This window comes from Janthinobacterium sp. B9-8 (genome assembly GCF_000969645.2).
In the GTDB taxonomy this organism is placed as follows: Bacteria; Pseudomonadota; Gammaproteobacteria; order Burkholderiales; family Chitinibacteraceae; genus Iodobacter.
On the sequence record NZ_CP014222.1, the window covers coordinates 2,905,299 to 2,924,177 of the forward strand.

At 47.5% G+C, this 18,879-nt stretch carries 19 protein-coding genes; 6 read left to right on the plus strand and 13 right to left on the minus strand.

The genetic code is table 11. From position 1 onward, the window contains the following. Nucleotides 1-61 precede the first annotated feature (61 nt). From pstS to pstB, 4 genes are all read left to right on the plus strand, one after another. On the plus strand, nt 62-1,102 hold the full coding sequence (pstS, locus tag VN23_RS13090) for a phosphate ABC transporter substrate-binding protein PstS (RefSeq protein ID WP_046352291.1): 1,041 nt from the start codon (nt 62-64) through the stop codon (nt 1,100-1,102). A gap of 108 nt (nt 1,103-1,210) precedes the next feature. Beyond that, nucleotides 1,211-2,167, plus strand: coding sequence for a phosphate ABC transporter permease subunit PstC (pstC, locus tag VN23_RS13095; protein WP_046352292.1), 957 nt, complete (start codon nt 1,211-1,213; stop codon nt 2,165-2,167). A gap of 8 nt (nt 2,168-2,175) precedes the next feature. Continuing rightward, complete coding sequence (gene pstA / locus VN23_RS13100) at nt 2,176-3,012, plus strand: phosphate ABC transporter permease PstA (RefSeq protein ID WP_052746627.1); 837 nt, start codon at nt 2,176-2,178, stop codon at nt 3,010-3,012. Between the two features lie 25 nt (nt 3,013-3,037). After that, nucleotides 3,038-3,805: a phosphate ABC transporter ATP-binding protein PstB gene (gene pstB, locus VN23_RS13105; RefSeq protein ID WP_046352294.1), complete on the plus strand. Its 768-nt coding sequence runs from the start codon at nt 3,038-3,040 to the stop codon at nt 3,803-3,805. A 118-nt stretch (nt 3,806-3,923) separates the two neighbouring features. On the opposite strand, the gene VN23_RS13110 is transcribed toward pstB, so the two are convergent. From VN23_RS13110 to rlmE, 5 genes are all read right to left on the minus strand, one after another. Next, nucleotides 3,924-4,235 carry a BON domain-containing protein gene (locus VN23_RS13110; protein ID WP_052746628.1) on the minus strand — a complete coding sequence of 104 codons (312 nt, stop codon included), beginning with the start codon at nt 4,233-4,235 and terminating at the stop codon, nt 3,924-3,926. Nucleotides 4,236-4,439: 204 nt separating this feature from the next. Then, complete coding sequence (gene glmM / locus VN23_RS13115; protein ID WP_046352295.1) at nt 4,440-5,801, minus strand: phosphoglucosamine mutase; 1,362 nt, start codon at nt 5,799-5,801, stop codon at nt 4,440-4,442. Between the two features lie 81 nt (nt 5,802-5,882). Beyond that, a complete protein-coding gene (folP, locus tag VN23_RS13120) occupies nt 5,883-6,707 on the minus strand; it encodes a dihydropteroate synthase (protein ID WP_046352296.1) in 825 nt (274 codons plus the stop codon). A gap of 118 nt (nt 6,708-6,825) precedes the next feature. Continuing rightward, nucleotides 6,826-8,745, minus strand: a complete 1,920-nt coding sequence (gene ftsH, locus VN23_RS13125; protein ID WP_046352297.1) for an ATP-dependent zinc metalloprotease FtsH — start codon at nt 8,743-8,745, stop codon at nt 6,826-6,828. 115 nt (nt 8,746-8,860) lie between these two features. Continuing rightward, on the minus strand, nt 8,861-9,481 hold the full coding sequence (rlmE, locus tag VN23_RS13130; protein ID WP_046352298.1) for a 23S rRNA (uridine(2552)-2'-O)-methyltransferase RlmE: 621 nt from the start codon (nt 9,479-9,481) through the stop codon (nt 8,861-8,863). A gap of 37 nt (nt 9,482-9,518) precedes the next feature. On the opposite strand from rlmE, the gene yhbY reads away from it, so the two are divergent. Continuing rightward, nucleotides 9,519-9,833 (plus strand): ribosome assembly RNA-binding protein YhbY, encoded by a 315-nt coding sequence (gene yhbY / locus VN23_RS13135; protein ID WP_046352299.1) that lies wholly within the window; start codon nt 9,519-9,521, stop codon nt 9,831-9,833. 58 nt (nt 9,834-9,891) lie between these two features. On the opposite strand, the gene VN23_RS13140 is transcribed toward yhbY, so the two are convergent. The 5 genes from VN23_RS13140 to VN23_RS13160 form a co-directional block, all read right to left on the minus strand. Next, the gene (locus VN23_RS13140) at nt 9,892-10,335 is read right to left on the minus strand and encodes a DUF4149 domain-containing protein (protein ID WP_046352300.1); all 444 of its coding nucleotides are present in this window, start codon (nt 10,333-10,335) and stop codon (nt 9,892-9,894) included. Nucleotides 10,336-10,477: 142 nt separating this feature from the next. Further along, entirely contained in the window at nt 10,478-10,960 is a 483-nt protein-coding gene (gene greA, locus VN23_RS13145; protein ID WP_046352301.1) for a transcription elongation factor GreA, read from the minus strand. 126 nt (nt 10,961-11,086) lie between these two features. Further along, a complete protein-coding gene (gene carB / locus VN23_RS13150) occupies nt 11,087-14,308 on the minus strand; it encodes a carbamoyl-phosphate synthase large subunit (RefSeq protein ID WP_046352302.1) in 3,222 nt (1,073 codons plus the stop codon). Between the two features lie 60 nt (nt 14,309-14,368). Then, complete coding sequence (carA, locus tag VN23_RS13155) at nt 14,369-15,505, minus strand: glutamine-hydrolyzing carbamoyl-phosphate synthase small subunit (protein WP_046352303.1); 1,137 nt, start codon at nt 15,503-15,505, stop codon at nt 14,369-14,371. A 169-nt stretch (nt 15,506-15,674) separates the two neighbouring features. Then, nucleotides 15,675-16,154, minus strand: a complete 480-nt coding sequence (locus VN23_RS13160) for a glutathione peroxidase (RefSeq protein ID WP_046352304.1) — start codon at nt 16,152-16,154, stop codon at nt 15,675-15,677. Between the two features lie 23 nt (nt 16,155-16,177). Between VN23_RS13160 and VN23_RS13165 the strand changes: the two genes are divergently transcribed. Further along, a complete protein-coding gene (locus VN23_RS13165) occupies nt 16,178-16,612 on the plus strand; it encodes a DUF1841 family protein (protein ID WP_046352305.1) in 435 nt (144 codons plus the stop codon). Between the two features lie 12 nt (nt 16,613-16,624). On the opposite strand, the gene VN23_RS13170 is transcribed toward VN23_RS13165, so the two are convergent. From VN23_RS13170 to cyaY, 3 genes are read right to left on the minus strand one after another with little or no spacing between them, the layout of a single operon-like run. Continuing rightward, a complete protein-coding gene (locus VN23_RS13170) occupies nt 16,625-18,058 on the minus strand; it encodes a M48 family metalloprotease (RefSeq protein ID WP_046352595.1) in 1,434 nt (477 codons plus the stop codon). 47 nt (nt 18,059-18,105) lie between these two features. Then, nucleotides 18,106-18,537: a YqaA family protein gene (locus VN23_RS13175; protein ID WP_197432919.1), complete on the minus strand. Its 432-nt coding sequence runs from the start codon at nt 18,535-18,537 to the stop codon at nt 18,106-18,108. After that, nucleotides 18,534-18,845 (minus strand): iron donor protein CyaY, encoded by a 312-nt coding sequence (gene cyaY, locus VN23_RS13180; RefSeq protein ID WP_046352306.1) that lies wholly within the window; start codon nt 18,843-18,845, stop codon nt 18,534-18,536. The genes VN23_RS13175 and cyaY overlap by 4 nt, the downstream gene beginning before the upstream one ends. Nucleotides 18,846-18,879 lie beyond the last annotated feature (34 nt).

The following is an 18,879-nucleotide window of genomic DNA, read 5'->3' on the forward strand; positions in this document are numbered from 1 at the left end:
AACAGCTAGCATAGGCACTATTCTTTTCGTCCAAACGTTTTAGCCTTCGGAGTTTCTAGTAATGGCACTTGCACGCAAACTAATTGTCACTATCGGCCTTACTGCCGGCCTGTTCACACATGCTATCGCGGCAGACATTACTGGCGCAGGTGCTACCTTCCCGTACCCGCTATACGCAAAATGGGCAGAAATGTACAAAGCCAAGACAGGCACCGGGCTAAATTATCAGTCGATCGGTTCAGGCGGTGGCATTAAGCAAATTCAAGCTAAAACGGTTGATTTTGGTGCTTCTGATATGCCATTGAAGCCTGAAGAGCTAAACAAGCAAGGCCTCATGCAGTTCCCTACCGTGATCGGTGGAGTTGTGCCTGTTGTGAATATTCCAGGCGTTAAACCTGGCCAGTTAAAGCTCAACCCGCAGGTTTTATCCGATATTTTCCTCGGCAAAATCAAAAAATGGAATGATCCAGCTATTGTTGCCCTGAATTCCGGTGTGGCTTTGCCAGAACAGAACATCACCGTTGTTCGCCGCTCTGATGGCTCAGGCACTACCTTTGTATTTGCTGATTACTTATCAAAAGTATCCGCAGAATGGAAAGAAAAAGTAGGCGCGAATACCTCAGTTCAATGGCCTGTAGGTGTAGGTGGCAAAGGAAACGAAGGCGTTTCTAACTACGTACAACGCATCAAAGGGGCAATCGGTTACGTTGAGTTTGCTTACGCCAAGCAAAACAAGCTTGCACACACCCAACTACAAAACCGTGACGGTGCTTTTGTAGAGCCTTCCGAAGAAGCTTTTGTTGCAGCCGCAGCGGGTGCGGATTGGAAAAATGCACCTGGTATGTATTTGCTAACCACAAACTCTGGCGGCAAAACATCCTGGCCAATTGCCAACCCAACTTTCATCCTGATGCACAAGAAGCAGGACAAGTCAGCTCAAGCCGCAGAAGTATTGAAATTTTTTGATTGGGCATATGGCAATGATGCAGACAAAGTTGCGCTTGATTTAGATTACATCCCAATGCCAGACAGCGTTGTGAATATGATCAAAGCAAACTGGAAAGCGCAAATAACCGATGGTACAAATCCAATCTGGAAATAATATATTCATTGCGGCGGCAGCAGTTTTGCTGCACGCCTAAACACACAACAGGAGCCGTGATGCTCCTGTTGTGTTGTTATGAAGCATCGGTGGAATGGAGATTTTATAATGCCGAATCAAACACAACGGATGAAACAGCAGCGTTTACAAGATGCTTTGTTCGTCGGTAGCACTCGTTTTTTTGCTTTTTTTGTACTTGCTTTACTTAGCGGTATTATTCTTTCTTTATTGTACGGCGCAATGCCAAGCATTAAACATTTTGGCTTAAGTTTTATTACATCAGAAGAGTGGAATCCTGTTACCGAGCAATTTGGTGCCTGGCCTTCTATTCGCGGCACTTTAATTTCTTCATTTATCGCCTTGATTATTGCCGTACCAGTTAGCTTTGGTATTGCTATTTTTCTGACTGAATTGTCACCTACTTGGCTACGCCGCCCTTTGGGCATTGCTATTGAATTGCTTGCGGGTGTCCCCTCCATTATTTATGGCATGTGGGGTTTATTTGTTTTTGCGCCGCTATTTGCAGATCATGTACAACCCTGGCTCACAGAAACAACAGAAGGCTGGCCACTTATTGGCGAGCTATTTGTGGGTGCCCCGATGGGTATTGGTATGTTCACAGCAGGGCTTATCCTTTCCATTATGGTCATTCCCTATGTTACATCAGTGATGCGAGATGTATTTGAAGTAGTGCCACCTATGCTTAAAGAATCGGCATATGGTCTTGGCTCTACTACTTGGGAAGTTGTCTGGAATATCGTTGTTCCATTTACTAAAAACGGAATTATTGGCGGAGTCATGCTAGGTTTGGGACGTGCACTCGGTGAAACAATGGCGATTACCTTTGTAATTGGTAATTCTCAAGCAAAAATGAATTCACTTTTTGACCCTGCAACCACAATTTCAGCCACCTTGGCCAATGAATTTACTGAAGCAAATGGCGAGCTTTATATCGCGTCATTGATTGAATTAGGCCTGTTACTTTTCTTTATCACCTTTGTGGTTCTGGTGCTCTCTAAATTATTACTGCTGCGCTTGCAGCGTAATGAAGGCGCAAACTCGTGAGGCATGCCATGAATATTTATAACCGTCGTCGCACTATCAATTATCTAAGCTTAACGCTTTCCATTATTGCTATGGCCTTTGGCTTATTCTGGCTTTTCTGGATTATGTTTACGCTATTCAAAAATGGCTTGCCCGGTTTGACGTTAGCCACCTTTACCCAAACCACTCCTGCCCCAGGGAGTGCTGGTGGTCTATCTAACGCTATTTTAGGTAGTTTACAAATGTCTATCGTCGGCGTTGCCATTGGAACACCGATTGGTATTTTAGCCGGTACTTATTTGGCTGAATTTGGAAACAAAGGCTGGTTAGCTCCAACCACACGATTTATTAATGATATTTTGCTCTCTGCTCCATCGATTGTAATTGGCTTGTTTATTTTTGAAATGTACGTTGCACACGCTCAGCATTTCTCTGGCTGGGCAGGCTCGTTTGCCTTAGCCATTCTGGTGATTCCGGTGGTACTTAGAACCACCGAAAACATGCTGCGTCTTGTACCTACAGCCATGCGTGAAGCCGCTTACGCTTTAGGCGCTCCGCAATGGAAAATGGTGCTTTTGGTGACATTGCGTGCAGCAAAAGCAGGTGTTGCAACCGGTATTTTGCTTGCCATTGCTCGTATTCTAGGTGAAACGGCGCCCCTGCTCTTTACTGCGCTCAATAACCAGTTCTATTCAAATATGAACCAGCCAATGTCTAATTTACCAGTGGTGATCTTCCAATTTGCGATGAGCCCCTATGAAGAATGGCATCAACTAGCTTGGACGGGTGCTTTATTAATTGGCCTCTTTGTACTCGGTTTAAATATTGTTGCGCGCGTCATGCTGCGTGAACCGAAACAAAACTAATAAATCAATACGGAATAGCTTAATTATGACAACCAAAAATCCAGCAAAACTTGCCATTAAAAACCTTAATTTTTATTACGGCAATTTTCATGCCCTAAAGAACGTCAATTTAGATATTCAGGAAGGTAAAGTGACTGCGTTTATCGGACCTTCGGGCTGCGGTAAATCAACACTATTACGCACATTCAACCGGATGTACGATCTTTATCCTAAATTACGTGCCGAGGGTGAGATCATTCTGAATGGCAAGAATGTTTTAGACAGCGATGTCGATTTAAATATGTTACGCGCAAAAGTAGGCATGGTATTTCAAAAGCCCACTCCGTTTCCAATGTCAATTTATGACAATATTGCGTTTGGTGTAAAGCTGTATGAAAACCTGCCAAAATCAGAAATGGACGATCGGGTTGAATGGGCACTGCAAAAAGCAGCACTGTGGAACGAGGCAAAAGATAAACTAAAACAATCAGGTTTAAGTTTATCGGGTGGCCAGCAGCAGCGGCTCTGTATTGCACGTGCTATTGCAGTTAAGCCTGAGATTTTATTACTCGATGAGCCCACTTCTGCGCTTGATCCTATTTCTACCGCGCATGTTGAAGAGCTGGTCCATGAATTAAAACAAGATTACACTATTGCTATGGTGACGCATAACATGCAACAAGCAGCTCGCGTATCCGATATCACCGCTTATATGTATTTAGGTGAGCTGATTGAAGTAGGCGAAACAGATACGATCTTTACCACGCCAAAAGTAAAAGCAACCGAAGATTATATTACGGGTAAATTTGGTTAATCCGCACTTACCCGCACAAAAAGGCAAGCCATGCGCTTGCCTTTTTTTATATCAAAATCAATGAAGATCATTAAAAAAGGCAGCCTAAGCTGCCTTTTTATATACCAATTAGGTGGTTTTAGTTTTTTGCATCAATCTTATTATCAACGTAACGAACGCCTTTCACTTTTTCTGCAATCATCCCCGCCAGTGCAATTTGCTCACCTTCATCAACAGCACCTTCGATCGTTACATCAGCGTCTTTCGCTTTTACTTTTAAATTGAATTTCTGCAATGCCAGATCGTTATCCAAACTACCTTTTACTGCGGCAGCCAATGCAACACCTGTCAATTTAGGATCAGAAGGCGCTTTTGCTTCCTGACCTGGTGTTGTGCTGCACGCTGTGAATAAGAAAACGCTGCACAGCAAAATCAGGCTGGTTTTTTTCATTGGTCGATTCTCTCTGATAAATATGGCGGTGGTTTGGCCCCGAACGGGCATTTAATTTAAGCAATTCTAAGAGTATTAAGTTACAGAATTGTTTAATTACCATGACAAATCATTAAAAGAATCTCTAAGTATCCTGATTGCAACTAAAGCTAAATATTTTTTATCTGAATAGCAGGATGAATAAACATCCACCCTGCTATTTCATTACTCGGCGTTCGCCTCAGCGCTCACAACTTTTGCAATACGCTCAGCCCAATCGCGGGCAATGACCATATCAATATGCTCAACCATCACCCGTACTACCGGCTCGGTGCCTGAAGGACGCAGTAAAACACGACCATCTTCACCCATTGCAGCCTCTGCCTTGCTCACTTCGGCCTTGATAAGCTCCGAAGCATGGCAATCAAAGCCTTTAGCGATACGCACGTTTTTGAGCACTTGTGTCGATAGCACCAGATCATGACAATACTGAGCCAGCGTCTTGCCGCTTTCTTTTAAGGCTTGCAACACTTGCAGGGCCGACACAATACCGTCCCCAGTGGAGTGTTTATCAAGACACAGCAAATGCCCCGAGCCTTCTCCGCCCACCAGCCAGTTATTGGCCAGCAGCTTTTCTAGCACATAACGATCACCAACTTTAGCTCGCTCAAAACCAATACCCCGCGCTTTTAAGCCATTTTCAACGCCTAAGTTGGTCATCAAAGTACCCACCACGCCAGCACCTAAAGTACCTTTATCCTGGCGATAGCAAGCCAGCGCATAGAGCAATTGATCGCCGTCGACAATCGTGCCATCCCGATCGATCATAATCAGACGATCGCCATCACCATCGAGTGAAATCCCAAAATCTGCACCTTCAGCCAGTACCGCTTTGCGCGCTGTTTCGGGGTGAGTGGCTCCAACTTCTTCGTTAATATTGTAACCATTCGGTGCCACACCGATCTTGATCACTTCTGCACCCAACTCATGAAATACATGCGGGGCAATATCATAAGTTGCACCGTGAGCACAATCAACCACCAGCTTTAAGCCACGCAAATCCAGCTCATTTGGAAAAGTGGATTTACAAAACTCGATATAGCGACCTGCTGCATCGTCTACACGCCAGGATTTACCAATGCGCTTGGGCGACACGCAAGGCTGGTTTTCATCGATTGCTGCTTCAATTGCTAATTCCACATCATCAGCCAGCTTTTTACCGCCTGCACCAAAAAACTTAATTCCATTATCGTGATAAGGGTTGTGCGATGCAGAAATCACAACACCCGCAGATAACCGTAGCGCACGAGTCAGATAAGCGATGCCTGGAGTAGGCAAAGGGCCGGTCAGGTAAACATCAACACCAGCGGCATTTAAACCCGCTTGTAACGCGGCCTCCAGCATATAGCCTGACACACGGGTATCTTTACCGATCAGTACCGCTGCATGATCCCCATTGCCACGCTTACTCTCTGCGGCAAGTACTTTGCCTGCGGCATAGCCCAGCTTCATCGCAAACTCAGGAGTAATCGGGTATTCACCCACCAAACCACGTACACCATCTGTTCCAAAATACTTGCGACCCATTCTTCACCCCAATGATTAATATGTATTTTGACTCACCTTTAGCAGGAGAGTATTGCTCAATAACAAACTACTAACTGGCAACTATTGTAAGGCATGCCAAATCTTTAAAGCATCCACTGTTTCCCTCACATCATGAACCCGAATTACCGCAGAACCTGCTTGTGCAGCCATCAACGCCGCAGCAATACTGGCAGGCATTCTGTCCGCCACGGCCTGACCAGTAATTTGGCCCAGCATACTTTTACGTGAAACCCCAATCAATAAAGGCGTTGCTAACTGACCCAGCAAATCTGGCAGGGCTTTAAACAAAGCGATATTGTGCTCCAGCGTTTTACCAAAACCAAACCCCGGATCAAGTAATAAGCGATGATGTGAGATCCCAGCCGCTAAAGCAGCATCGCGCCTTGCCGCTAAATAAGCCGACACTTGCACTACCACATCCAGATAATTAGGCGTGGCTTGCATATTATGCGGATCCCCTTGCATATGCATCAGGCAAATTGCCGCATTACTTTGGGCAACCAGCTCCAAAGCGCCTTTATCTTCCAGCGCAGAAATATCATTCACCAAATCAACGCCAGCATCTAGCGCTGCACGCATCACCACCGCTTTACGCGTATCAATAGATATGGGCACATTAAAGCTTTGTAGCGCTTTAATCACCGGGATCACCCGGCTTGTTTCTTCATCAGCAGGCACAAAAGCTGCACCTGGCCGGGTTGATTCGCCGCCGATATCCAGGATATCGGCACCATCAGCCAGTAGTTTTTCTGCATGGGCTAAAGCCGCATTAATTTGACAGTAATGCCCGCCGTCCGAAAAAGAATCGGGTGTGATATTCACAATTCCCATTAAGAGTGGGCGCTGCAAATCTAGCATAAAACGTCCGCATTGCAGTTTTTGCATTTTATTCCTTGTTGTTAAATTTTCCGCAACAATGGCCAAAGCACTTATTCGGTGAATTTGGCAAAAAAAAAGCGGCCTATAAATTAGGCCGCCTATTTTATTGATCACTATTGAGCAATTAAGCTTCTGTTGCTGGTGTAGTAATCACAGGTGTTGCTGGTGCTTCACCACTTGGACGATCGCCGCCACTGGGTGTATTTGGCTTCACAGGCAAAGCCTTAGGTGGCTTTGGTGTACGGCCTTGCATGATGTCTTCAATCTGCTCTGCATCAATGGTTTCCCATTCCAGCAAGGCTGCGGTCATGGCTTCGACTTTATCGCGATTCTCTTCAAGCAAGCGACGGGCTAAGCCGTATTGCTCATCGATAATGCGGCGAATTTCAGCATCTACCTGCATCATGGTCGCTTCAGACATATTCTTATGCGTCGTTACCGAGCGGCCCAAGAATACTTCGCCTTCGTTTTCGCCATAAACCATCGGGCCTAAAGCATCGGTCATGCCGTAACGAGTCACCATATCGCGTGCTAATGAAGTAGCACGTTCAAAGTCATTCGATGCGCCTGTCGTCATCTGATTCATAAACAATTCTTCGGCAATACGGCCACCAAACAGAATTGCAATTCTATCCATCAGATAACCACGATCATAAGCATAGCGATCGGCTTCTGGTAGCTGCATCGTTACACCCAGCGCACGGCCACGTGGAATAATAGTCACTTTATGCACAGGATCAGATTTAGGCAAGAGCTTAGCCACTACCGCATGACCCGATTCGTGGTACGCGGTATTGGTTTTTTCTTCTTCACTCATGACCATAGAGCGACGCTCCGACCCCATCATGATTTTATCTTTAGCCGATTCAAAATCGTCCATATCAACCAGACGCTTCACACGGCGAGCAGCAAACAACGCCGCTTCATTCACCAAGTTAGCCAAATCAGCACCAGAGAACCCTGGTGTACCACGCGCAATCACCTGGGCATCGACATCATTAGAGATCGGTACTTTGCGCATATGCACGCCAAGGATCTGCTCGCGACCACGAATATCCGGCAATGACACCATGACTTGGCGATCGAAACGACCTGGACGCAGCAAAGCAGGATCAAGCACATCAGGACGGTTGGTTGCCGCAATCACCATAATGCCGGAATTGCCTTCAAAACCATCCATCTCAACCAGCATCTGGTTCAGTGTTTGCTCGCGTTCATCATTACCACCGCCCATACCGGCACCGCGCTGACGACCCACCGCATCAATTTCATCGATAAAGATAATGCAAGGCGCATTTTTCTTAGCGTTTTCAAACATATCACGAACACGGGCAGCACCCACGCCCACGAACATTTCAACGAAATCTGAACCAGAGATGCTAAAGAACGGTACTTTGGCTTCGCCAGCAATCGCCTTAGCCAGCAAGGTTTTACCCGTCCCCGGAGGGCCTACCAGCAAGATACCGCGTGGCATGCGGCCACCTAAGCTTTGATATTTGCTAGGATCACGCAGGTAATCAACGATTTCTGATACATCAGCCTTGGCTTCATCGCAGCCAGCTACATCAGCAAAGGTAATCACATTGGTCGCTTCATCTAACAAGCGCGCCTTTGATTTACCAAAGCTAAATGCACCGCCTTTACCGCCGCCTTGCATCTGACGCATAAAGAACACCCACACACCAATCAATAGCAGCATAGGGAACCAATTGATGAATAAATTCATCAAGAAGCTCGGCTCTTCTTCAGCCTTTGCTGCAAACTTCACGTTGTGCTTGATCAGCGTATCAACCATACGGAAATCAAAAGGAGCCAGTGTAGAGAATGCCGTGCCGTCGTTACGCTTGCCTTTAATAATCTGGCCGCGAATCGGGTTGCCCTCGATTTCTGCACTAGCAATACGATCAGCCTCTACATCGGCCATAAATTGCGAATACGCCACTTGCCCACTTGCTTCTTGCTTGCGGGAAAATTGATTAAAGACTGTCATTAGTACCAGACCAATGACGAGCCAGATGGCGATGTTCTTGCCGAGATTGTTCACGGCGCTACTCCTGATTATCCCCGAGGGGATGAAAGAAAAAATTCTACGCGTTTAGGTTTAATAAGCTGTTGGCTTAACACTACCTGCTACAGGCACTGAAATCCAATATGCTCTATCAGGCTTTTTTCTGCTTGCCGAGCAAATAAGTTTCATTGCTACGATCACGCGAAGCCTTAGGGTTACGGGTTACCACACTGGAAAATGTCTCACGCATGGCAGACATATATTCGGTAAAACCATAACCTTGGAATACCTTGACCAGAAAATGCCCATTTGGTTTCAATTGCTCACGAACAAAATCTAAGGCCAGCTCACATAAAAGCATACTACGAGCCTGATCCATTACCGCATTACCCGTTATATTGGGGGCCATATCACAAATCACAAGGTCTACCTGACGACCAGCGAGTAATTCTGTGTAGTGAGCCAGTACTTCTTCATCACGGAAATCACCCTGAATAAAGTCCACGCCACGGATCGGCGTCATATCCAGTAAGTCTAGCGCAAAAACGCGACCAGACTCACCTACATTCTGACTAGCGACTTGCGACCAGCTTCCGGGCGCAGCGCCAAGATCAGCCACCCACAGGCCTTGTTTGAATAACTTATCTTTTTCATTAATCTCAAGCAGTTTATAAGCAGCGCGCGCGCGGTAGCCTTCTTTTTTTGCCTGATGAACATAATGATCGTTGACGTGTTCCTTCATCCACGCATTACTGGAATTGCTACGAGCCATGAGGTAAAATTGCCTGTTTAGTCAAGGATTTGAAACAATGGAACTCACATCGGATCAGCGTCGCCATCTAAAAAGTTTGGCTCATCATATCGATCCAGTCGTAATGATCGGCAATAATGGCTTGGCAGACGCGGTAATCCGCGAGATTGCTGTTAATTTAGACGCGCACGAACTCATTAAAATCCGAGTTCTGGGTGATGATCGCGCTCTGCGTGAAGAATACCTGCAAAAGATCTGTTCTGAACTAGGTGCATCTGCCGTTCAACACATTGGCAAGCTGTTAGTGATCTATCGCGCATCAAATAGCGATAAGCCACGGATCGTACTACCCAAGGCAAAAAAAGCCAAATAAACGGGTTTTACATGTATTAGGGCGGCTTAGGTCGCCCTAATCTTTGCGCCATGATGACTTAACGGTCACCATCAGACCAAATGTAAATTATACCAAACACACTCTGCAAAAGATAAATCAAGCTGGAAATGGTATGCCACTGAGCCAGACCACCGCCAAACATCCCTTCCGCAGCAGTGCTTACAGCAGGCTTTAAACTGGCAATCAGCGGAAAGATAGCAAACTGATTAACCAGCGTGCATAACAACATCCCCATTACCAGCCAGAATTTTCCACTCTGTAATCCGCGCATACCCATTTGCCAAACCCACCAAATGGCCAGATACACACCTGCAACAATCCCCACCCAGCCAATCGCGTGAAATAGCTTGCCTGCAACCATGCCTGCCGTGGCTTTATCTAAGCCAGCAAACAGCGCAGGCGCTGCGATCACACCAATGGTCCACATACCGCCAATCCACAGCACGGTGAGGAGGTTTTTTAAACCTGAACCTAAGCCCATTGCGTTTCCAGATAAAAAAGCAGTTAAACAATGTTGCGTGAAGCCTAAGGCTGAGCAAAAAAACTAAAAACCGACATTTATATTTATAAATGAAGGTTTAAAGCCCTTTCCTGGCAAAGCAAACTAGGCTTCGCAGCCATCTTTAAATGTATTTAACATCGAGAACTTCATACTCACGAATCCCGCCAGGCGCCATCACTTCGGCTACATCACCAGCATATTTGCCGATCAGTGCACGCGCAATTGGGCTGGATACGGAGATTTTAAATTCTTTGATTTCAGCTTCTTCATCACCGACGATCTGGTAAGTGACTTTGTTGCTAGTTTCTAAGTCTTCCAGATCAACCGTCGCGCCAAACACCACTCGGCCTTCGGCGGTTTCGGCAAGGCTGGCCGGCTCGATCAGCTGGGCATTAGAAAGCTTACTTTCCAGCTCAGCAATACGGCCTTCAACAAAGCCCTGCCTTTCTTTCGCTGCATCATACTCAGCGTTTTCTGATAAATCGCCGTGCGAACGTGCTTCGGCAATCGCTGCAATCACTGACGGGCGCTCTACGCTCTTGAGGTTTTGCAGTTCGGCTTTTAGTTTTACCGCACCTTGTACGGTGAGCGGAATTTTTATCATTTCTTTACAGTCTCCATCCAAAAAGAAGAGCCGCCGTCACGAGTGGACGGCGGCTTTTACTTAAGTTCTTGTGAATGATATTTCATCAGAATGAAACATCATTCAAGAACCTTAGGGCGTAAATTATCAGTGTTTGATCGTACGATGCAAGCCCTGCAGATCATAAACTCGCATTTCACCCAAATCACGCATCCCGATACACGCCGCTTTTGCACCTGCAATCGTTGTAAACACAGGTAAGCGGGCCTTCATGGCTTCATGGCGAATCGAGTAAGAATCCTGAATGGCTTGGCGACGTTCATCGACAGTATTCACTATCATGCCAATTTCGCCATTCTTGATCATATCAACGATATGCGGACGTCCTTCGGTCACTTTATTCACGCTTTGCACCACAACACCCGCGCCGCTGATTTCTGCGGCCGTGCCCTTAGTGGCAAATACCTTAAAGCCAAGACCTGTTAATACTTTAGCGCACTCAATTGCGCCTGTTTTATCCCCATCACGCACCGAGATAAATACATTGCCCTGAGTAGGTAAAGCAACACCAGCAGCAAGCTGTGATTTTACAAATGCTTCGGCAAAAGTATCGCCGACGCCCATCACTTCACCAGTTGATTTCATTTCCGGGCCAAGAATTGAATCTACGCCTGGGAATTTAATAAACGGGAACACGGCTTCTTTCACCGAGAAGTAAGGCGGAATCACTTCCTTAGTCATCCCTTGTGAAACAAGGCTCTGACCCGCCATACAACGCGCAGCGATCTTAGCAATCGGCAAGCTCGTGGCTTTTGATACATAAGGCACAGTACGGGACGCGCGTGGATTGACTTCCAGCACAAACACCACGGCATCATCACCCTTACCCTGAATCGCAAACTGCACATTCATCAGGCCAACCACGTTCAAGCCCTTAGCCATTAATACCGTCTGACGACGTAGCTCATCTTGAATTTCTTTCGACAAGCTAAATGGTGGCAAGGAGCATGCTGAGTCACCAGAGTGCACGCCAGCCTGTTCGATGTGCTCCATAATGCCGCCGATCAAGACATCGGTGCCATCACAAATTGCATCCACGTCTACTTCAATCGCATCGTTCAGGAAGCGATCAAGCAACACAGGGCTGTCGTTCGATACTTTCACAGCTTCACGCATATAGCGCTCTAAATCTGACTGCTGGTGCACGATTTCCATCGCACGGCCGCCCAATACATAGGACGGACGAACCACTAGCGGGTAGCCAATTTCAGCGGCCAAAATCAAGGCATCGCGCTCATTACGTGCAGTGCGATTAGGCGGCTGACGCAGACCTAATTCATGCAATAACTTTTGGAAGCGTTCACGATCTTCTGCGGCATCGATCATATCTGGCGTCGTACCAATAATCGGTACACCGTTGGCTTCGAGTGCGCGAGCTAATTTCAATGGCGTTTGGCCACCGTATTGCACGATCACGCCTTCAGGCTTTTCGATATTGACGATTTCTAACACGTCTTCCAGTGTGAGCGGCTCAAAGTACAGACGATCCGAGGTATCGTAATCAGTCGATACGGTTTCCGGATTGCAGTTCACCATGATGGTTTCAAAGCCATCTTCACGCAGTGCCAGCGCCGCATGTACGCAGCAGTAATCAAACTCAATCCCTTGGCCGATACGATTTGGGCCACCGCCAAGAATCATAATTTTGCGATTATTAGTCGGCTGCGCTTCGCACTCTTCTTCATAAGTCGAGTACATATAAGCGGTATCAGTAGAGAACTCGGCCGCACATGTATCCACACGCTTATAAACAGGGCGGATTTTAAGTGCGTGGCGCGCTTTACGCACCGCGGCTTGGTCGGTATCTAGCAATGAGGCTAAACGACGATCAGAGAAGCCTTTACGCTTAAGGCGACGCATGGTGGCATAGTCGATGGATTCAACCGACGTGCCACGAATCGCGTTTTCTTCGATTACAAGATCTTCGATCTGGCGCAGGAACCAAGGATCAATCTTAGTCAGATTAAATACTTCGTCCATGCTCATGCCAACGCGGAAAGCATCGGCCACATACCAAATGCGCTCTGGGCCTGGATTTGCAATTTCAGCTTCGATCAGGCTGCGATCTGTGGTCATTTCATCAAAACCAGACATGCCGGTTTCTAAGCCACGCAGGGCTTTTTGCATGGATTCTTGCACCGTGCGGCCAATCGCCATCACTTCGCCAACTGACTTCATTTGTGTTGTCAGTTTATTATTGGCTTGTGGGAATTTCTCGAAAGCAAAACGAGGAATTTTAGTCACAACGTAGTCAATCGAAGGCTCAAACGAGGCCGGTGTTTTGCCACCAGTGATTTCGTTTTGCAATTCATCCAAAGTAAAGCCTACTGCCAGCTTGGCAGCCACTTTAGCAATAGGGAAACCCGTTGCTTTAGAGGCCAATGCTGAAGAGCGGCTGACGCGTGGATTCATTTCAATAACGATCATCTCGCCATTTTCTGGGTTAGTAGCAAACTGAACGTTTGAACCACCCGTATCCACGCCAATCTCACGCAATACCGCCAAAGAGGCGTTACGCATGATTTGGTATTCTTTATCGGTCAGCGTTTGCGCGGGGGCCACGGTGATCGAATCACCGGTATGCACGCCCATCGGATCAAAGTTTTCGATTGAGCAGATGATGATGCAATTGTCGGCGCGATCGCGCACCACTTCCATCTCGTATTCTTTCCAGCCCAATACCGATTGCTCGATCAGCAATTCATTGGTTGGCGAGGCTTCAAAACCACGATCACAAATTTCGACGAACTCTTCACGGTTATAAGCAATACCACCGCCCGAGCCACCCATGGTAAACGAAGGGCGAATCAGCGTTGGATAGCCAACCGTCGCCTGCACTGCAAGCGCTTGTTCCATATTATGTGCAATGCCCGATTTAGGCGTAGACAGCCCAATCTTGGTCATTGCATCTTTAAATTTACCGCGATCTTCGGCCTTATCGATGGCATCTGGTTTTGCACCAATCATTTCTACGTTGTACTTTTCCAATACACCGTGACGCCACAGATCCAGCGCACAATTCAATGCCGTCTGGCCGCCCATCGTTGGCAGCAAGGCGCATGGACGCTCTTTCTCAATAATTTTTTCAACCATCTGCCAGGTAATTGGCTCGATGTAAGTCACATCCGCCATATTCGGGTCGGTCATGATGGTGGCAGGATTACTATTCACCAAAATAACGCGGTAACCCTCTTCACGTAGCGCCTTGCACGCTTGCGCTCCGGAATAGTCAAACTCACAAGCCTGGCCGATCACAATCGGACCAGCGCCAATAATCAGGATGCTTTTTAAATCTGTACGTTTTGGCATTGCTCTACCCTCAAACCACTTTTCGCTAGGCTGTGCAACCAAAGCTGCACAGTACGCCCTTTACACTGCTGCTTTTTGATCGCGCATCAAGCCGATAAACTTATCAAATAGATAAGCCACATCGGTAGGCCCCGGGCTTGCTTCCGGGTGCCCCTGGAAAGAAAACGCAGGTTTATCAGTCAAGGCAATTCCTTGCACTGTGCCGTCAAACAGGGAGCGATGCGTCACCGTCACATTGGCAGGCAAGCTGGTTTCATCCACCTGAAAGCCGTGATTCTGGCTGGTGATCATCACATGCTTGCTGGCTAAATCTTGCACAGGATGATTTGCGCCATGGTGACCAAACTTCATCTTGCTGGTTTTAGCGCCGCTAGCAAGGCCCAATAACTGATGGCCAAGACAGATACCAAATACAGGCAAATCTGCCGCTAGGATTTCTTTAATGGCACTAATGGCGTAATCACAAGGCTCGGGATCCCCTGGGCCATTAGATAAAAACACACCATCAGGCTTCAAAGCCAACACTTCACTGGCAGGTGTTTGAGCCGGCACAATAGTTAATTTGCAGCCGCGTTCAGCCAGCATGCGCAAAATGTTGTACTTCACGCCAAAATCGTAAGCAACAACGTGGAATTCTGGATGAGTTTGCTCGGTATAACCCGCGCCCAGCTTCCATTCACGCGTTGACCATGCGAATGATTCTTTGCAACTCACCACTTTCGCTAAATCTTGCCCAGCCATCGAGCCAAACGACTTGGCTTTTTCGACCGCTGCAGCAGCATCGATATTGTCGCCAGTCACAATACAACCTGGCTGAGCGCCTTTGCTGCGCAAAATACGAGTGAGCTTACGGGTATCAATATCTGCAATCGCCACAACATTATTCTTAACGAGGTACTCGCCAAGACTCATATCAGAGCGGAAATTAGAATGTAGGAGCGGCAGATCACGGATGATCAGGCCAGCGGCAAATACGGAATTCGACTCTACATCTTCCGGGCTTACGCCGTAATTACCGATATGTGGGTAGGTCAAAGTGACCATTTGCTTGGTGTACGAAGGGTCTGTCAGGATTTCCTGATAACCGGTCATCGACGTATTGAACACGACCTCACCAATGGTTGTGCCATCGCATCCGATGGAAATACCATGAAAGAGGGTGCCGTCGGCAAGCGCAAGAAGGGCTGGTTTTGACACAGGCGGCTCCTGGGCGTTGCGCCCACAAGATTGAGTTCGGATATTTCTGAGGATGGCAAAACGGGATAGCTTCCGCTATCCCGCATGCACAAAATTGAGCCACATTCTACCGCAAAAGCCCTTATCCATCAACGTAATAAGGCAAAGCTATCAGGAATAGCAGACATCCTTACAGCAGCTTTTCAATCTCGGCACTTAGATCTTCTGGTTTTGTCATCGGAGCAAAGCGATCAACCACTTTACCTTGCTTATCTAGTAAAAATTTACTGAAATTCCATTTCACCGCCTCAATGCCCAACAAACCCGGCTTCTCTTCCTTCAACCAAGTAAAGAGCGGCGAAGCGTTTTCACCGTTCACATCCAGCTTGGCAAACAGCGGAAAACTCACGTTAAATTTAGTCGTACAAAAATCCAGAATTTCCGCCTCACTACCCGGTTCTTGCGCACCGAACTGATTGCACGGAAAGCCCAGCACCACCAAGCCACGGTCTTTATACTGCTCATAGAGCGCTTGTAAACCTTCGTACTGCGGGGTAAAACCACATTGGCTTGCCACATTCACCACTAGAACCACTGAACCGGTGTACTGAGCCAAATCAACCGTTTCCCCTGCTATGCCTTGCACGCTAAAATTACCGATATTGCTCATCATTTATCCTTAGTAGAGAAAATATGTTATTTAACCCGTCCCGCGATGAAGCCCGCCGCTTTTTTATTCAAGCATGGCAAAAGCATCAGGCGAATGTGCCGCTGGCCGATATCGAAAAAATAATCGCGGGCATTTTGCTGCACCACCCCGAGTACCAGCCGATTCTATCTGAAGAATACTTAGATAAAGACTGGCCGCCAGAATATGGCGAAACCAATCCTTTTTTACATATCAGCATGCATCTGGCGATTGAAGAACAAATCTCGATCGACCAGCCTGTTGGCGTCAAAGCCTTATACCAGCAGCTCTGCGAAAAATTATCACTAGAGCACACGGCCCTGCACGCCATGATGGATGGTTTAGGTGAAATGATGTGGCAAGCCCAAAGAAACCAAACCCCACCCGACCCGGAAGTATATTTAGAAATACTGCGTTTTAAGGTGGGGCAGCTTAAGTAAGGAGTAACTTCCTCACTTAAGCGGTATCAGCTCTTGCTTTAGCTCTTTTAAACGCGCCTCAATCGCCGATAAAAGATAAAAATCACCACCACCTGCGTTTTGCGCCTGCTGCAGCTGCTCTATCGCGGCGGTATATTCGCCCAGACGGCTGTAATACTCAGCTTGAGCCTGATGCTGGCGTACCGCATCGCCTCGTGCATTTTGGATTTTAGAAATACGCTGCCAGATATAAGCATCAGAAGGATAAAGCTCGCTCGCGTATTGGGCGCTGGCTAAGGCCTCGCTCAATTGCTGATTAGCAATCAACGCGTCAATCTCACCATAAACCAGTGCGCGGCTGGCGGGAAAGCGTTTACTGGCCTCTTTAAATATTTGCAGCGCGTCACTGGGGCGCTTTTGCGCCAAACGGATGCTGCCCGCCAAATACTCTAATGAGGAGTGTGTTTTGCCCAAGGCTTGTTTGGATTGTTGCAATGTGGCCCATGCGGCGTCAGCATCAAATGCCCTTAGCTGCGCCAAAGCCAAGCCATATAAGTGCGAAGGCAAATGGCCGTACTTTTTTTCGCTCAATGTCTTACGGTAATATTCCAAGGCATCTTGCTCATCCATCTGCAAGAATCGCGCTTTTTCGCGCACAAATAAGAAATCTAAGGAATCTTTAAACTGCTGGTAAGGCTTATCTTTTAAGCGTGCTTGCGCGTCGCTAATCCGCTTATAAGTCACCGGGTGAGTACGCAAAAACTCCGGTGCATTGCCCTCCCCCAGCCGTGAGTTCTTTTGCATGCGATCAAAAAAAGTAGGCATCGCCGCCTGATCAAAACCAGCTTTTTGCAAAGTTTGCATGCCGATTCGGTCCGCCTCTTGCTCAAACATATAGGTGTAATCGAGCTGGCGCTGAATCATATAGGCTTGGCTGCCCATCAAGCCCGCCATTGCCACGTCCCCTTTGCCCGCACTCGCAGCCACAATGGCTAAACCTAAAGCGGCCAACGTAACCCAAGGTGCCATTTTTTGCCCTTCTAAAAGACGGGCAAAGTGATGCTGGGTGACGTGGGCAATTTCGTGCGACAGCACCGAAGCCAGCTCTGATTCATGCTGAGCCAGCACAATTAAGCCGGTATGCACCCCTACCAGACCGCCGGGTATGGCAAAAGCATTGATACTGCGATCGAGCATAGGAAAAAAAACAAATTGGACTCCAGTTTCACCACTGGCATCGAGTAAACGCCCGCCCAGCTGCCTTAGATAAGCAACCAGCTCCGGGTCTTCGCTCATTGCACCGCTGCGCCGTAACTCACGCATGGCCGACTCGCCAATTTGCCGTTCCTGCAAAGGGCTTAAGCCTTCTTGTGAAGATTCACCCAAATTGGGTAGCTGCACATCAGCCTGCAAGGGCGCAGAAATCAAGCTTGCAGCCAGAATCAATGCCAATAAACGTCGAGACAACAAATTAAGCTCCTACAGCCTGTCGGACTTTTTAGACTGATCTATATCTAAGTGAGCAATCTTGCAGGGCTGTCGACCAACCAGCTCGCTGCACCTACAAGCACCAGATAGCGTGCGACCTTACCCAACAACATCCACAGTGCAACTTGCCGCCAAGGCCAACGCAGCCAACCGGCCACACCACATAAAACATCGCCTACCACCGGCAGCCAAGTCAGCAACAAACTCACTGGGCCAATTCTCTGCGCCCAAGCTACAGCCTTGCCTTGGGGGGCAGCAGGCAGGCGACGCCCCATCCATACTGTGAGCAAGCCGCCCAAGGTATTACCCGCCGTAACTACCAATAAGGCAGGAATTAATCCCTGAGAATTAAAATGCAGATAAGCCAAGAGGGCCGCTTCAGAATTACCCGGCAACAAAGTGGCAGATAAAAAAGCCGAAGCAAATAAGCCCGATAGCCACGCTGGCTCAACAATCAAAAGCGAAAATCTTCTTTAGCATGAGCGCTGATTGCCGTGCTTAAGTCAGCAAAAAACTCTCCTGCTTCACGGGTGCTTTGCCAAACGCCACCCTGCAAGCGATAGTGATAACCGCCAGAGCGTGCTGCAATCCAAAGCTCCTGGTTGGCTGCGTGGCGATTTACAATAATTTTGCTACGATCTTCAAACTCGATTTCTAATACATTGCCAGAGAGCAAGGTATCTACATCCAGCTCGCTATCATCCAGTGCCGCTTCAATTTTTGCGAATACGCTATCGCTGAGGTCAAGAAACTCGGACTCGGTCATTCAATCTATTCCCTGCATGTTAGAATTGCGATTC

What these genes read in the sequence shown, in the direction of transcription:
- pstS (WP_046352291.1), top strand. Translation starts at nt 62, where the DNA reads ATGGCACTTGCACGCAAACTAATTGTCACTATCGGCCTTACTGCCGGC.
- VN23_RS13110 (WP_052746628.1), bottom strand. Translation starts at nt 4,235, where the DNA reads ATGAAAAAAACCAGCCTGATTTTGCTGTGCAGCGTTTTCTTATTCACA.
- pstA (WP_052746627.1), top strand. Translation starts at nt 2,176, where the DNA reads ATGAATATTTATAACCGTCGTCGCACTATCAATTATCTAAGCTTAACG.
- rlmE (WP_046352298.1), bottom strand. Translation starts at nt 9,481, where the DNA reads ATGGCTCGTAGCAATTCCAGTAATGCGTGGATGAAGGAACACGTCAAC.
- pstC (WP_046352292.1), top strand. Translation starts at nt 1,211, where the DNA reads ATGCCGAATCAAACACAACGGATGAAACAGCAGCGTTTACAAGATGCT.
- greA (WP_046352301.1), bottom strand. Translation starts at nt 10,960, where the DNA reads ATGATAAAAATTCCGCTCACCGTACAAGGTGCGGTAAAACTAAAAGCC.
- cyaY (WP_046352306.1), bottom strand. Translation starts at nt 18,845, where the DNA reads ATGACCGAGTCCGAGTTTCTTGACCTCAGCGATAGCGTATTCGCAAAA.
- VN23_RS13140 (WP_046352300.1), bottom strand. Translation starts at nt 10,335, where the DNA reads ATGGGCTTAGGTTCAGGTTTAAAAAACCTCCTCACCGTGCTGTGGATT.
- glmM (WP_046352295.1), bottom strand. Translation starts at nt 5,801, where the DNA reads ATGGGTCGCAAGTATTTTGGAACAGATGGTGTACGTGGTTTGGTGGGT.
- carB (WP_046352302.1), bottom strand. Translation starts at nt 14,308, where the DNA reads ATGCCAAAACGTACAGATTTAAAAAGCATCCTGATTATTGGCGCTGGT.
- folP (WP_046352296.1), bottom strand. Translation starts at nt 6,707, where the DNA reads ATGCAAAAACTGCAATGCGGACGTTTTATGCTAGATTTGCAGCGCCCA.
- VN23_RS13160 (WP_046352304.1), bottom strand. Translation starts at nt 16,154, where the DNA reads ATGAGCAATATCGGTAATTTTAGCGTGCAAGGCATAGCAGGGGAAACG.
- pstB (WP_046352294.1), top strand. Translation starts at nt 3,038, where the DNA reads ATGACAACCAAAAATCCAGCAAAACTTGCCATTAAAAACCTTAATTTT.
- VN23_RS13165 (WP_046352305.1), top strand. Translation starts at nt 16,178, where the DNA reads ATGTTATTTAACCCGTCCCGCGATGAAGCCCGCCGCTTTTTTATTCAA.
- yhbY (WP_046352299.1), top strand. Translation starts at nt 9,519, where the DNA reads ATGGAACTCACATCGGATCAGCGTCGCCATCTAAAAAGTTTGGCTCAT.